Below are 14,200 nucleotides of genomic sequence, written 5' to 3'. Positions count from 1 at the left end.
CCGACTCTTCTCCATGCCCGAATCCACGCCTCGCTTCCACCCGCCGGCCCGCTTCGTGCGGCTCGCGGAAACCGACCGGCCCGCGCTGACCCTGCACATCGACGGCGAAGCCCGCACCGCGCTGGCCGGCGACACGCTGCTGGTGGCCCTGCTGAGCAACGGCCGGCGCGTGCGAGACAGCGAGTTCGGCGACGGTTCGCGCGCCGGCTTCTGTCTGATGGGCGCCTGCCAGGACTGCTGGGTGTGGACGCCGGCCGGAGAGCGCCTGCGCGCCTGCTCCACGGCGGTGGAGGAGGGCATGTCGGTGCTGACCCGTCCGCCGGCGCAGCACTGGCCCGCCACGCCGGACCTGAGGCAGTCGCTCGCACGGCATGCCACGGAGGCAGGGGCATGAACGCCGAAGTCGTTCTCTCGCCGCGCGTCGTCGTGGTCGGCACCGGCCCCGCCGGCGTGCGCGCCGCGCAGGCGCTGGTGCAGGCCGGCGTGCGGCCCGTCGTGGTCGACGAAGGCCGGCGCGACGGCGGCCAGATCTACCGGCGCCAGCCCGAGGGCTTCAAGCGCCCCTACGCCAAGCTCTACGGCAGCGAGGCCGCGAAGGCGCAGGCGCTGCACGGCGACTTCGACGCGCTGCGCGAGCGCATCGACTACCGCGGCGACACGCTCGCCTGGAACGTGAGCGCGGGCGAGCTGCACGTGGTGCATGCCGGCGAGCCGCAGGCGCTGCCCTTCGACGCGCTGCTGGTGTGCAGCGGCGCCACCGACCGCCTGATGCCGGTGGCGGGCTGGCATCGCGCCGGCTGCTACAGCCTTGGTGCCTCGCAGATCGCGCTGAAGGCGCAGGCCTGCGCGATCGGCTCGCGCGTGGTCTTCATGGGCAGCGGACCGCTGCTGTACCTCGTGGCCTCGCAGTACGTGCAGGCCGGCGCCAAGGTGGCGGCGGTGCTCGACACCGCCCCGGCCTCCAAGCCCTGGGGAGCGGTGGCGGGATTGCTCGCGCGGCCGCGCCTCGCGCTGCGCGGGCTCGGGCTGATCCGCGGCCTGCGCCGCGCGGGCGTGCCGGTGCTGCAGGGCGTCGTGCCGCTGCGCATCGAGGGCGACGACAGCCTGGGCGTGCAGGCCGTGGCGGTGCGCGATGCCGACGGGGGCGAACGCCGCTTCGAGTGCGACGCCGTCGGGCTCGGCTGGCATCTGCGAGCGGAAACTCAGCTGGCCGACCTCGCGCGCTGCGAATTCGAATTCGAGCCGGCGAGCCGCCAGTGGCTGCCGCGCATCGATGCCGACGGCCGCAGCAGCACCCAAGGCGTGTACCTGGCCGGCGACGGCGTTCGCATCCTCGGTGCCGACGGCGCCGAGGCGGCAGGCCGGCTGGCCGCGCTCGCGGCGCTCTCGGACCTGGGCCATGCGCGGGGCGGCGCCCTCTACGACGCCGAATCAGCCGCGCTGCGCCGCACGCTGGCGCAGATGGACCGCTTCCGCCAGGGCCTGGCGCGCGCCTTTCCCTGGCCGCACGCGCAGGTCGCGTCGCTGCCCGACGACGCCATCGTGTGCCGCTGCGAGGCCGTGACGGCCGGCGAGCTGCGCCGCTGCGTCGACGAGATGGACAGCCGCGAAGTCAACCGCGCCAAGGCCTTCAGCCGCGTCGGCATGGGGCGCTGCCAGGGCCGCTTCTGCGGCCATGCGTCGGCCGAGATCGTGGCGCAGGCCAGCGGCGTGCCGGTCGAGCTCGTGGGGCGGTTGCGCTCGCAGGCTCCGGTCAAGCCGCTGATGATGGATACGCGCGAGGTGCAGGCATGAGCGACACGACGACAACCGACACCGACGTGCTGGTGCTGGGCGGCGGCCTCATGGGCACCACCGCCGCCTTCTTCCTGCGCCGCCAGCATGGCCTGTCGGTCACGCTGCTCGAGCGCGAGCTCGTGGGCCGCCAGGCCAGCGGCACCAACTTCGGCAACGTGCGCCGGCAGGGCCGCGCGCTGGCGCAGATGCCGCTGGCCAACCGCGCGCGCGCCGTCTGGGGACGCGTGAAGGAACTGCTGGGCGAAGACCTTGAGTTCGTGCCCTACGGCCACCTGCGCGTCTGCTACACCGAGAAGCAGGCGGCGGTGCTGGAACAGCACGCGAGGGACGTGAAGCCGCTGGGCCTCGATCTCGAACTGTTCGACGCGGCCGGCCTCGCCAGGCGCTGGGGCATCTTCGCGCCCGGCATCGTGGCGGGCTCGCTCTCGCCGAACGACGGCCATGCCAATCCGCGCCTGGCCGGGCCGGCCTTCGCGCGCGCGGCTCGGCGTGCCGGCGCGAACATCGTCGAGCACGCCGAGGTGATGCACGTGGAGCGCGACGGCGCGGGCTTCGTCGCCCACACGGCGGACGGCAGGCGCTATCGCGCGGCACAGCTTTTCGTGGCCTGCGGCGCATGGTCGAACCGCATGGCCGGGCAGTTCGGCGAAGGCGTACCGATGGAAGCGCGCGGGCCGCAGATGGGCGTGACCGAGCCGCTGCCCTATGCCATCGGGCCGTCCGTCGGCATCTCGTCGCCCATCGAGCACGAGGGGCTGTACTTCAGGCAGATCGCGCGCGGCAACATCGTCTTCGGCGGCGGGCTCAAGGGCCCGGCGCATGCGGAGCACATCCGCGCCTACGTGAAGCCCGACAACGTGCTGCGCCAGATGCGCGAGCTGCGCCGCTTCGTGCCGGCCTTCGCGCACGTGCAGCTGATCCGCGTGTGGAGCGGCATCGAGGGCTACACGGCGGACTGGCAGCCCGTGATGGGCCCGAGCGCGCGCGTGCCGGGCCTGCACTACGCCTTCGGCTTCAACGGCGAGGGCTTCGCGATCAGCCCCGGCGTGGGCGAGACGATGGCCGAGCTGATCGCCACCGGCCGGACCTCGACGCCGATCGAGAGCTTTTCCATCGGCCGGTTCGCGAGCGAACTGACGAGGCAGGCGGCCTGAGTTCGAGGGGCACCCTTCCAGGCATACCGTGGAACCGGCTTCGCCGGGCCACCGGCATGGCCCCCTGCAAAGGGGGGCGGCTGCACGAAGCGTGCAGGCCTGGGCGTGAGCCCTATGCCATCACGACGAAGACCTTGCGCAGGGTTTCGTGCACATGCCACTCGCCGGTGGTGTGCGCAGGAAAGAACAGCGTGTCGCCCGCGCGGATCTGCAGCGCCTCGCCGCCGGTGGGCGTGAAGGTGCATGCGCCCGCGATGATGTGCATGACCTCGGCGTTGGCGAGCTGGCGCTCGAAGCGGCCGGGCTCGCACTGCCAGATGCCGCTCTTGTTCTCGCCCGCGCCGGCGAGCTCGACGTCGATGCCGCTGAGCCTGCAGGGTGGCTGGCTCAGGGGGCGCGCGGGCGTGCCCTGGTCCTGCAGGCCGCCGATGGTGGCCGACTGGCGAAGGATGGTGATGCCCGTCATGCTCAGCGCCCCGCCTCTACCGCGTCGGCCAGTTCGGCCAGCGTGTGGAAGTGGTAGTCGGGTACGGTGTGCTTCGACTCGATGGTGCCGCCCGAGCCCTTCTGCGCATGCCGGCGCTCGATCCAGCAGGTGGTGATGCCCAGCTGCCTGGAGATGCCGATGTCGTGGTACTGGCTCTGCGCCACGTGCAGGTTGTCGGCCTGCTTGAAGCCCCAGGCGCCTTCGAAGCGGCCGCGTGCATAGGCGAAGTAGCGCGCGTCGGGCTTCTCGCACAGCGCGTCGTCGCAGCTCAGCAGCATGTCGAAGGGCGAGCCCAGGGTCTTGTCGAAGTGCGCGAGCGCCCAGGCCTGCGCGTTGGTCATCGTCACCAGCTTGAAGCGCTTGCCCAGGCGCTTGAGCGCTTCCACCGAATCGGGGAAGGCCGGCCATTGCGAGACCGAGTCGCGCAGCCCGCGAGCGACGGCGTCGGTGTCGGGCAGGCCCAGCGCGGGGGCCACGGCGTGCCAGCAGCGCTCGAGGTCGTCCGGATACCAGCCGGCATTGCCGTCGGCGCGTGCGCGCCGGTAGGCGGCGAGGAAGTCGTCGTCGCTCACCTTGGCATTGGGCGCCACGCTGCGCAGGTAGGCGAGCATGCCGCCCTCGAAGTCGATCAGCGTGCCGACGACGTCGAAGGTGAGGACCTTGAAATCTTGCAGGGACATGGAAACGCTCCAGGGATGAAGTGGAAATGGCTTCATCGAGCATAGGTGCGCTGTCCGGATGCGCGTCCCGAACTGGGGCCGCCTCGCGGCACAGGATGCGGTTGTCGGCCGCGGGCCGGCATCTTCTTGCGCGGCGCGCTCAGCTCCCGCCGGCGTGGCCCTCGTGCTGCGGCAGGTCGTCCGTGATCGTGAACCACGGCGCCTTCGAGCCCACGAAGATGTGCGCGCTCGGCCGGATGGAGGGGGCATCGACCAGGGTGCCCAGCGTGACATGCACGAACTGCCCGTCGCGCACCACGGAGCACAGCAGCGAGCCGCACTTCGCGCAGTGCAGGTCGCCCGCATCGGGCTTGCCGTAGATCGCGAGCCCGTCCTTTCCCTGCGTGATGGCGAACTTGCCGCGCTCGATGCCCGCGAAGGGCTTGAAGGCCGAGCCGGTCGCGCGCCGGCAGTCCTGGCAGTGGCAGTTCAGCGAGTAGACGAATTCATCCGCCACCTCGTAGTGAACGGCGCCGCACAGGCACCTGCCGGCAAGGATGCTCAACCCGCCAGTCCCACGAACACGTTCTGCACGTCGTCGTTCGCGTCGATGGCCGCGAGGAAGCTCTCGACTTCTTCCAGTGCCTCGGCGCTCAGGCTCGCCGGATCTACGGGGTTCTTCGGCTTGTAGCCCAGCTTGGCCGACAGCACGGTGAAGCCCTGGGCGGGCAGGGCGCGGCTCACGAGGTCGAGGTCGGTGGGGTCGGTGAGGAAGACGGCGGGGTGGTCTTCGCCGGCCGGCTCGAAGTCTTGCGCGCCGGCCTCGATGGCGGCCACTTCGGGGTCTGCGTCGGGCTTCGCGGGTTCGGCCTCGATCATGCCGACGTGGTCGAAGTCCCACGACACCGAGCCCGACGTGCCCAGCTGGCCCTTGCGGAACAGCACGCGCATTTCAGGCGCGGTGCGGTTCACGTTGTCGGTGAGGCATTCGACCATCACGGCCACGCGATGCGGCGCGAAGCCCTCGTAGATCACGTGCTCGTAGTGCACGGACTCGCCCGTGAGGCCGGCGCCCTTCTTGATGGCGCGGTCGAGCGTGTCCTTGGGCATCGAGACCTTGCGGGCCTGCTCCACCACCAGCCGCAGGCGCGCGTTGGAGGCCGGGTCGGCGCCGTTGCGCGCGGCCACCACGATTTCCTTGACGAGCTTGCCGAACAGCCGGCCCTTGGCGTTGGCCGCGATGTCCTTGTGTTTGGCTTTCCATTGGGCGCCCATGTGCGTTTCCTTGAATGAATATGTATTGCTTGCGGCCTTGTCTGGCTCTTTTGAAGAAAGAAGGGCTGGATGACCGGGAGGGGCGACTACTGTAGCCTTCTTCCCATGACCGCTCCACAAGACACTTCCTACGTCACGCCGTTCGAAGCCGGCAATGGCAACCAGACCGCTACCTGGGCCGAATGCATCGCCTTCTACGAGCGGCTGGCCAGGGACTTCCCCGGCGTGCTGCGCTGGGGCGAGATCGGGGTCTCGGACACCGGCGTTCCCCTTCACGCCGGCGTGGTCACTTCGGACGGCGTGTTCGACCGCGAGACGCTCGCGCGGCAGGGGCGTCCGGTGTTCTTCAACAACAACGGCATCCATCCCGGCGAGCCCGAGGGCATCGACACCTGCATGGCGCTGGTGCGCGACTTCTGCACGCAGCCCGAGAAGCTGGCCGCGCTGGGCCGCACGGTGTTCCTCTTCATCCCGGTCTACAACGTGGACGGCTGCATCGACCGGCAGAACACCTCGCGCGTGAACCAGCTCGGCCCCGAGTCCTTCGGCTTCCGCGGCAACGGCCGGCACCTGGACCTGAACCGCGACTTCATCAAGTGCGACAGCCTCGCGGCGCAGGCCTTCAACCGCTTCTTCACCGCGTGGGACCCGGACGTGATGGTCGACACCCACACCTCCAACGGCGCCGACTACAGCTACACCATGACGCTGATCCCGACCCAGCCCGACAAGCTGGGCGGCGGGCTCGGCGCCTTCCTGCGCGAGAGCATGCTGCCCGCGATCTACGGCGGCATGGAACGGCGCGGCTGGCCCACCTGCCCGTACATGAACCTGCTGGCCGAGACGCCCGACGACGGCATCGAGGACTTCCTCGACACGCCGCGCTTTTCCACCGGCTATGCCGCGCTGCACCACACCATCGGCTTCATGCCCGAGACCCACATGCTCAAGCCCTTCGCCGACCGCGTGGCTTCGATGCGGGCGCTGGTCGAGACGGTGCTCGACTTCAGCATCGCGAATGCGCAGCGCATCCAGCAGCTGCGCCGCGAGGCGAAGGCCGCGGCCGCACGGCAGGCCCGCTGGCCGCTGACCTGGCGCAACGACCGCAGCCGGCCCGCCGGCCTTCGCTTCAAGGGCTATCGCGCGGTCCGCAAGCCCAGCCTGCTGGGCAGCTACGAGCGCCTGGCCTATGACCGCAGCCAGCCGTGGGAGAAGGACATCGTGCATTTCGACCGCTGCATCGTGGGAGAGACCGCCGCGGCGCCAAGGGCCTACCTCGTGCCCCGGGCATGGAGAGAAGCGATCGAGCGGCTGGAGTGGAACGGCGTCGAGCTGAAGCGGCTCGACGAAGACAGGCTCTTCGAGGCGGCGCGCGTGTACCGCATCCGCAGCGTGACCTCCCGCGCGAACGCCTACGAAGGCCACATGTTCCACGACGAGGTGGAGCTTGCCGAAGGCACCGAGCCCTTCCAGGCGCGCGCGGGCGACGTGCTGGTTCCGCTGGACCAGCCCCGTGCCCGCTACGCGGTCGAGACGCTGGAGCCGCAGGCCCACGACAGCTTCTTCCGCTGGGGCTTCTTCAACAGCGTGCTCGAGAAGAAGGAGAACTTCTCGCCCTACGTCTTCGAGGACACGGCGCTGCGCATGCTGGAAGACGAGCCCGAGCTGAAACGCCTGTTCGAGCAGTGGAAGGCGGAGAACCCGGAGAAGCTGGGCGACCAGAAGGCGGTGCTGGGCTTCATCTTCGCGCACGGCCGGCGCCACGCGGAGCCCGGGTGGCGGCGCTATCCGGTCGTCGCGCTGATGTAGTTGCGGCTCACGCCGCCGGCCGGAACCCCGGCAGCGCATGCATGCGCTGCCGCAGCGCCTCCACGAAGGCCGTGACCCGTGCCGGCCGGTACAGCCCCGGCGGCAGCGCGACGTGCACGCCGATGGGCTCCAGCCACCAGTTGGGAAGCACGCGCTTCAGGCGGCCGGCCTGCATGTCCTCGTGGCACATCCATGGCGCGGCGGCGCCGATGCCCGCGCCGTTGAGGATCGCACGGTAGCTCGCGAGCAGGCTGTCGGTACGGATGGGCGTGTCCAGCGGCACGATGCGCGAGCGGCCCGCGCGGTTGATGAGCCGCACGTTGCCCGTCACGTACGGGATCAGGCCCACGCACGGCAGCTGCGGCAGCCGCGCCAGCGTGACGGGGCCGGTGCGCTTCAGCAGCTCGGGCGTGGCGATCAGCACGCGCTCCATGCGGCCCACCGTGCGGCAGACGAGGCCGGGGTCGCGCACCTCGCCCACGCACACCCAGCATTCGGCGCCGGAGGCCGCGAGGTCGACCACGCGGTCGGTCAGCGTGAGCTCCACGCGCAGCTGCGGATGCGCCGCGCGCAGGTCGGTCACCGCGTCGGTGAGAAAGCCCGTGCCGTAGCCCGAGGGCCCGATCACGCGCAGCGTGCCCTCGGGCCGGCTCTGCCCGCCCTGCAGCCGCTGCGACAGGCCCGACCAGCGGTCGGTGAGGTCGTGCGCCTCGGCCAGCAGCGAGCGGCCTTCGTCGGTGAGCGAGAAGTTCGCGGTGTTGCGGATGGCCAGCTTGCAGCCCAGCAGCCGTTCCAGTTCGAGCAGGCGGCGGCTCACGGTGGGCTGCGTGGTGTCGAGCAGGCGCGCCGCCTTGCTGAGCGATCCGCTCTCGCCGATGCGGATGAAGGTGTGCAGCAGGTCGAGCCGGTCGTGGGTGTTCTTCATGCGCCAGACGTATAGCACTTCATCGGCCCATACGTCTACCCGCGGCGGCGGGCTCTGCCTATCGTCGTGGCCGTTCAAGACCTGCGATGAATGGATATTTCCCGATGAGCGCCTCGATCGAAGACACCCCCCGCACCGTGGGAGACACGCCAAAGGGCGGTTCCGTGCTCGGCTTCTATGCCGCCAAGGGCACGCCACGGCCGCCGCGCATCGCGCACGGCGAGGGCATCTATCTCTGGGACACGGGCTGCCGCCGCTTCCTCGATGCGACGGCCGGCGCGGTGGTCGCCAACATCGGCCACGGCAACCCGCGCGTGCTGGCGGCCATGCAGGAGCAGGCGGCGCGCGTGACCTTCGCCTATCCGCGCTTCTTCGAGAGCGAGCAGAGCATCGAGCTGGCCGACCGCGTCTGCGCGCTGGCGGGCGAGGGCTTCGACCGTGCCTTCTTCGTCTCGGGCGGCTCGGAGGCCAACGAGTCGGCGATCAAGCTGGCGCGGCAATACGCGGTGGTCACGGGCCAGTCGCGGCGTGTGAAGGTGATCTCGCGCAACCCGAGCTACCACGGCTCCACGCTCGGCGCACTGGCGGTGACGGGCGATGCGCACACCCAGTCGATCTACGGGCCGATGGTGCGCGAGATGCCGAAGGTGAGCGCACCGCTGTCGTACCGCGTGCCCGCCGGCCACACCGCCGAGAGCCACGCGCTGGCCTGCGCCGACGAGCTGGAGACCACCATCGTGCGCGAGGGCGCCGACACGGTGCTGGCCTTCATCATGGAGCCGATCGGTGGGCTGTCGACCGGCGCGGCGGTGGCGCCCGCCGTGTATTTCGAGCGCGTGCGCCAGATCTGCGACCGCCACGGCGTGCTGCTGATCTACGACGAGATCATGAGCGGTGCGGGCCGCACCGGCGCCTTCCTCGCGGCGCACCACTGGGCCGGCGCGCGGCCCGACCTGGTCACGCTGGCCAAGGGGCTGGCGGCGGGCTACACGCCGCTGGGCGCGCTGCTGGCGCCCGACCGCATCGTCGATGCGGTCGCCGGCAGCGGCGGCTTCGTGCACGGCCACACCTACTTCACCAATCCGCTGTCGTGTGCGGTGGCGAACGCGGTGCTCGGCGAGGTGATCGCGCAGGACCTCGTGACCCGCGCGCGCGACATGGGCGAGCTGCTGATGGCGCGCCTGCGCGAGGTGGCGGCGCGCTCGCCCATCGTGGGCGACGTGCGCGGCAAGGGGCTCTTCACCGCCATCGAGATCGTGGCCGACAAGGCGACGAAGCGGCAGCTGCCGGCAAGCTTCAACGCGCCGGCGCGGCTCACCGAGCACGGGCTGAAGCACGGCATCGCGCTGTACAACCGGCGCGCCAACCTGGGCGCCTTCGGCGACTTCCAGATGATCACGCCGCCGCTGACCATCACGCCGGCCGAGATCGACGAACTGGCGGACCTGCTCGAACGCTCGCTGCACGACCTGGCCGACGAGATCGCGGCCAAGGGCCTGGCCACCATGGCATGACGATGCAACAGCAGAAGATCCTTCCGCCCCACCGCAGCCTGCAAGTGCCCGGCGTGCACGGCTACACCGACCGCAAGAGCGTGGCCGCCGGCGAGGTGGTGCGCTTCCACCTCAGCAGCGACGTGCCCTACACGCTCTCGGTGTGCCGGCTCGGCCCCGACACCGAGGGCCGCACGGCCGACACGGTGCTGCACGCCTTCGAGCCTTCGCCCGCGCGCGTGCATCCGATCCACCCGGGCTCCTATGTGCTGGTCGAGCGCGGCCTCGGCCATCCGCTGCGTGCGCTCACGCTGGAGTGCTGGGTGCAGGTGTGGAGCGTGGGCGCGCGGCAGAGCGTGATGGGGCAGTTCGACCTGCCCGCCGCCTGCGGCTACGGCCTCTTCGTCGACGAGGCGGGCCGCGCGGTGTTCCATCTGGGCGACGGCGGCGCCTTCCGCCCGGAAGGCGAGCTCGCGGGCGGCTCGCTGGTGCCGAAGCGCTGGCATCACATCGTCGCCACCTGGGACGGGCGCGAGACGGTGCTGTGGATCGACGGCGAGGCCGTTGCGCGCGGCCGTTTCGACGGCCTGGTGCAGCCGGGCAGGGCACCTCTGCGCCTTGGGGGCAGCTGCATCGACGGCCTGGCGGATGCATTCCTCGAGGGCGACATCGTCATGCCGGCGATCTACTCCCATGCGCTGGAGGCCGATGAGGTGAAGGCGCGCTTCTCCGATCGCGGCCTGCGCACGCCGCGCGGACGCACCGTGCTCGCCTGCTGGCCGCTGCGCGAGGAGCGCGGCGACGTGGTGGCCGATGCCAGCGGCCACCAGCGCACCGGCCGCATCGTCAACCACGGCACCTGGATGATCGTCGGCCCGGCCTTCGAACCGGCGCGCGTGAACGAGTTTTCCGACGACGGCTACGACCCGCTGGCCGACCCCACGCGCGGCCACGGCCTGCGCCTGGCGAGCGACGACCTCTACGACTGCCGCTGGCCCGAGAGCCATGCCTTCCGCATTCCGGCGGACGCGAAATCCGGCGTGTACGTGGGGCGCGCGCGCTTCCTGCTCGACGGCAGGCCCGCCGAGTACGACATCGCGTTCATCGTGCGCCGCGCCGCGCAACGGGCTCCCGCGCCGGTGCTGGTGCTGTGTGCCACCAACAGCTGGCTGGCCTACGCGGCCACGCCCTTCGCGAAGAACACCGCGAGCGACCCGGTGTGGCCGCGCCGCTCGGCGGGCCTGGAGAACAGCCACCCCGAGGCGCCGGCCTTCTGCAGCTACACCTACCACCGCGGCGGCCAGCCGACCTACCAGGTGGGCCTGCGCATGCCGTGGCCCAACGCCAGCCCGAACGCGCTGTACGACCCGGCCGATGCAGGCTTCAGCCAGTGGACCCGGCTGGAGCGTCGCCTGCACGTGTGGCTGGAGCGCTGCGGTTACGACTACGACGTGGTGAGCGATCTCGACCTGCATCGCGACCCGGGCCTGTTGAAGGCCTACAGGACGGTGTTAATCAACGGCCACAGCGAATACTGGTCGCAGCCTGCCTGCGACGGACTCGACGACTACCTGTCGAACGGCGGCACCGCCATCGTGCTGTCGGGCAACACCATGTACCTGCGCGTGAGCTACGACGAGGAATGCACGGTGATGGAGCAGCGCAAGGTGCGCGGGCCGGGCGACGAGGACGGCGCTGAATCGGTGGAGCTGCGCCCGCCCGCCGGCCCCTACGGCGAGCAGTACCACTCGCAGGACTGGGCGCGCGGCGGCCAGTTCAGGCAGGCCGGGCGCTCCTGCGCCGAGCTCATCGGGCTGGAATCGGCGGGCTGGGCCTTCGCCGATGGCGACGACTTCGGCGTGTACCACGCGACGCTGCCGAAGCACTTCCTGTTCACGCAGCCGCACGCGCTGGGGCTCGAAGACGGCTCCACCTTCGGTCACGCGCCGGGCGGCGGCCTGCCGCGCGCCATCGGCCACGAGTGGGACCTGAGCGTCGCGACGCTGAACCGCATGACGCGCAGGCTGCCCGCCGGAGAGAGCCTGCCCGAGCCGCAGCGCGGCATCCAGGTCATCGCCGAGGGGCGCAGGCAGCGCCCCGGGCGCCTCGACGCGTACCTCGACTACTACTCGCAGCCGACCGATTCGCTGGGCGGGCTGTCGGCCGAGATGATCTATTGGGAGCGCCCGCAAGGCGGCCGCGTGTTCAACGCAGGCGCCGTCGGCGCGAGCTGGGTGCTCGGTGCCGACCCCTGTTTCGAAGGACTGCTGCGCAACGTGCTGCATCACTTCGGCGTCCGGCCCGCGACTGGCGCGGACCTTGCAGTTCAACCACCCCTGGAGCACGCAGCACCATGAGCACACTCGCCCCACGCACCGCCGACCTTTCAGAACCCGCCGAGCCGGCCTCCCGGCAGAGCACGCTGCGGGTCATCACGGCCATCTCCATCGGCAACGCGCTGGAGTGGTTCGAGATCGTGATCTACGGCTTTCTGGCCGTGACCATCTCCAAGCTGTTCTTCCCGGCCGAGAACGACACCGTGTCGCTGCTCATCACGCTGGGCACCTTCGGCGTGACCTTCGTGATGCGCCCGGTCGGCTCGCTGGTGCTGGGCGCGTATGCCGACGCGCGCGGGCGCAAGAACGCGCTGACGCTGTCGATGGCGCTGATGCTGTGCGGGACGCTGCTGATCGCGGTGGCACCCACCTTCGCGCAGATCGGGCTGTGGGCGCCGGGGCTCGTGATCCTCGCGCGGCTGCTGCAGGGCTTCGCGGCGGGCGGCGAGTTCGGCAGTGCCACCGCGCTGCTGGCCGAGCAGGACCCGCGCCGGCGCGGCTTCTTCTCGAGCTGGCAGTTCGCGAGCCAGGGCATCACCACCTTCCTGGCGGCGGGCTTCGGCATGGGGCTCAACGCGCTGCTCACGCCCGAGCAGCTGCTGTCGTGGGGCTGGCGCATTCCGTTCTTCTTCGGCTTGTTGATCGGACCGGCAGGCCTGTACATCCGCCGCCACCTCGACGAAGGCGTGGAGTTCAAGCGCGCCGCGCAGGAAGCCACGCCGGTGCGCACCACGCTGGTGGACCAGCGCGGGCGCACGCTGGCGGCGATGGGGCTCATCATCCTCGCGACCATCGTGGCCTACACGGGCCTCTTCATGCCCACCTTCGCGGTGCGCCAGCTGGGCCTGCCGCCGTCGATGGCCTTCGCCGGCACCTTCTGGTTCGGCGTGCTGCAGTTCGCGCTGGTGCCGCTGTTCGGCAGCATGTCCGACCGCGTGGGGCGCATTCCCGTGATGCGTGCCGCGGCGCTGGTCATGCTGGTGATGATCGTGCCGCTGTTCTACCTGCTGGTGAACCATCCCTCGGTGCCGGCGCTGATGCTGGCGCTCACGGCGATGGGCGTGGTGGCTTCCGCCTACTGGGGTCCGATCTCGGCGGCGATGTCGGAGCTGTTCCCGGCGGCCACGCGCGGCACGGGGCTCTCTGTGAGCTACAGCTTCGGCGTGGCGATCTTCGGCGGCTTCGCGCCCTTCATCAGCGCCTGGCTCATCACGGCCACGGGCAGCAAGATCGCGCCGGCGTTCTACGTGGGCTTCGGCGTGGTGGTGAGCCTGATCGCGCTGCGGGCGGCGCGCGGCTACGGCGTGAAATGAAATAGCAGTTTTTTCCAAGCCGGGACGGCGCGCCGCTCCTAAGCTGCGGCCATTCCTCAACTCCCTTGGAACGGATGGCCATGCGATCGAGCGACGCGCAGCAGAAGACAGAAGATTTCCACCGGCTTCATGCCGGCCCCGGACCGCTGGTCCTGGTGAACGCATGGGACGCCGCCAGCGCCCGCATCGTCGAGCGCGCCGGCGCCACGGCCATCGGCACCACCAGCGCGGGCATGGCCTGGTCGCTCGGCTACGCGGATGGCGAGCGAATGCCCGTCGCCGAGCTGGTCGCGGCCTGCGCGCGCATCTGCCGCGTGGCGAGCGTGCCGGTGAGCGTGGACATCGAGAGCGGCTTCGGCGAGAGCGCCGCGGCGGTGCGCGAGGTGGCGGGCGCGCTCGTCGACATGGGCGCAGCCGGCATCAACATCGAGGACGGCACGCGACCGGGCACGCGCGAGCTGGCGTCGCCCGAGGTGCTGTGCGAGCGCATCGCGGCCATCCGCGAGCTGGACGCGCGCTTCTTCATCAACGCACGCACCGACGTGTACTTCATGCCGTGGGACGACCCGGCCGCGCGCTTCGAGGAGGCGCTGCGCCGCGCGAAGCTCTACGCGGCGGCGGGCGCGGACGGCATCTTCGTGCCGGGCATGTCCAGCCCCGAAGAGATCGGGCGGCTGTCCGGTGCGCTCGACCTGCCGCTGAACGTGTACGCGGGCTACGCCGGCGCACCGCCGGCCGATAGCCTCGCGCGTGCCGGCGCGCGGCGCATCAGCCTGGGCTGCGGCCCGCTGCAGTCGGCGTTGGGGCTGGTGGCGCGCATCGCGGGCGAAGCCTTCGGGCACGGCCGCTTCGGCACGATGGGCGAGGGCATGCTGTCCGTGGGCGAGCTCAACGCGCTGTTTCCGGCCGCGGCCTGAGCCTCGCGGCGGCGAGGCGGCTTCGGGTACCGCAT

At 70.8% G+C, this 14,200-nt stretch carries 13 protein-coding genes; 8 read left to right on the top strand and 5 right to left on the bottom strand.

What is annotated here, in order from left to right; genetic code table 11:
- Positions 1-13 precede the first annotated feature (13 nt).
- From EJP69_RS27355 to EJP69_RS27345, 3 genes are read left to right on the top strand one after another with little or no spacing between them, the layout of a single operon-like run.
- Positions 14-394, top strand: coding sequence for a (2Fe-2S)-binding protein (locus tag EJP69_RS27355; RefSeq protein ID WP_093203653.1), 381 nt, complete (start codon positions 14-16; stop codon positions 392-394).
- Positions 391-1,794 (top strand): FAD/NAD(P)-dependent oxidoreductase, encoded by a 1,404-nt coding sequence (locus EJP69_RS27350; protein ID WP_126473462.1) that lies wholly within the window; start codon positions 391-393, stop codon positions 1,792-1,794. Before EJP69_RS27355 ends, EJP69_RS27350 begins: the two co-directional genes overlap by 4 nt.
- Positions 1,791-2,951, top strand: a complete 1,161-nt coding sequence (locus EJP69_RS27345) for an NAD(P)/FAD-dependent oxidoreductase (protein WP_093301496.1) — start codon at positions 1,791-1,793, stop codon at positions 2,949-2,951. Before EJP69_RS27350 ends, EJP69_RS27345 begins: the two co-directional genes overlap by 4 nt.
- 112 nt (positions 2,952-3,063) lie before the next feature.
- Here the strand turns inward: EJP69_RS27345 and EJP69_RS27340 are convergent, their stop codons facing one another.
- The 4 genes from EJP69_RS27340 to EJP69_RS27325 all read right to left on the bottom strand — a co-directional run bounded on the left by EJP69_RS27340 (position 3,064) and on the right by EJP69_RS27325 (position 5,372).
- Positions 3,064-3,417, bottom strand: a complete 354-nt coding sequence (locus EJP69_RS27340) for a cupin domain-containing protein (RefSeq protein ID WP_126473460.1) — start codon at positions 3,415-3,417, stop codon at positions 3,064-3,066.
- 2 nt (positions 3,418-3,419) lie between these two features.
- A complete protein-coding gene (locus EJP69_RS27335) occupies positions 3,420-4,118 on the bottom strand; it encodes an HAD-IA family hydrolase (protein ID WP_126473458.1) in 699 nt (232 codons plus the stop codon).
- 139 nt (positions 4,119-4,257) lie between these two features.
- The gene (locus EJP69_RS27330; RefSeq protein ID WP_126473456.1) at positions 4,258-4,662 is read right to left on the bottom strand and encodes a GFA family protein; all 405 of its coding nucleotides are present in this window, start codon (positions 4,660-4,662) and stop codon (positions 4,258-4,260) included.
- Entirely contained in the window at positions 4,659-5,372 is a 714-nt protein-coding gene (locus EJP69_RS27325; protein ID WP_093301504.1) for a YebC/PmpR family DNA-binding transcriptional regulator, read from the bottom strand. The genes EJP69_RS27330 and EJP69_RS27325 overlap by 4 nt, the downstream gene beginning before the upstream one ends.
- Positions 5,373-5,477: 105 nt before the next feature.
- Between EJP69_RS27325 and EJP69_RS27320 the strand changes: the two genes are divergently transcribed.
- On the top strand, positions 5,478-7,181 hold the full coding sequence (locus tag EJP69_RS27320; RefSeq protein WP_126473454.1) for a M14 family zinc carboxypeptidase: 1,704 nt from the start codon (positions 5,478-5,480) through the stop codon (positions 7,179-7,181).
- 7 nt (positions 7,182-7,188) lie between these two features.
- Here the strand turns inward: EJP69_RS27320 and EJP69_RS27315 are convergent, their stop codons facing one another.
- On the bottom strand, positions 7,189-8,106 hold the full coding sequence (locus EJP69_RS27315) for a LysR family transcriptional regulator (protein ID WP_093203678.1): 918 nt from the start codon (positions 8,104-8,106) through the stop codon (positions 7,189-7,191).
- Positions 8,107-8,210: 104 nt separating this feature from the next.
- Here EJP69_RS27315 and EJP69_RS27310 point away from each other — a divergent pair, with 104 nt between their 5' ends.
- From EJP69_RS27310 to EJP69_RS27295, 4 genes are all read left to right on the top strand, one after another.
- A complete protein-coding gene (locus tag EJP69_RS27310) occupies positions 8,211-9,620 on the top strand; it encodes an aminotransferase family protein (RefSeq protein ID WP_126473452.1) in 1,410 nt (469 codons plus the stop codon).
- Positions 9,617-11,956, top strand: a complete 2,340-nt coding sequence (locus tag EJP69_RS27305) for a LamG domain-containing protein (RefSeq protein ID WP_126473450.1) — start codon at positions 9,617-9,619, stop codon at positions 11,954-11,956. The genes EJP69_RS27310 and EJP69_RS27305 overlap by 4 nt, the downstream gene beginning before the upstream one ends.
- Positions 11,953-13,248: an MFS transporter gene (locus tag EJP69_RS27300; RefSeq protein ID WP_093301510.1), complete on the top strand. Its 1,296-nt coding sequence runs from the start codon at positions 11,953-11,955 to the stop codon at positions 13,246-13,248. Before EJP69_RS27305 ends, EJP69_RS27300 begins: the two co-directional genes overlap by 4 nt.
- An 80-nt stretch (positions 13,249-13,328) precedes the next feature.
- Positions 13,329-14,165 (top strand): isocitrate lyase/PEP mutase family protein, encoded by an 837-nt coding sequence (locus EJP69_RS27295; RefSeq protein ID WP_240652300.1) that lies wholly within the window; start codon positions 13,329-13,331, stop codon positions 14,163-14,165.
- Positions 14,166-14,200 lie beyond the last annotated feature (35 nt).

It is taken from the genome of Variovorax gossypii (genome assembly GCF_003965815.1).
Classification (GTDB): domain Bacteria; phylum Pseudomonadota; class Gammaproteobacteria; order Burkholderiales; family Burkholderiaceae_C; genus Variovorax; species Variovorax gossypii.
The sequence above is the reverse complement of the archived record's forward strand: the minus strand, read 5'-3'. Positions and strand labels throughout refer to the sequence as shown.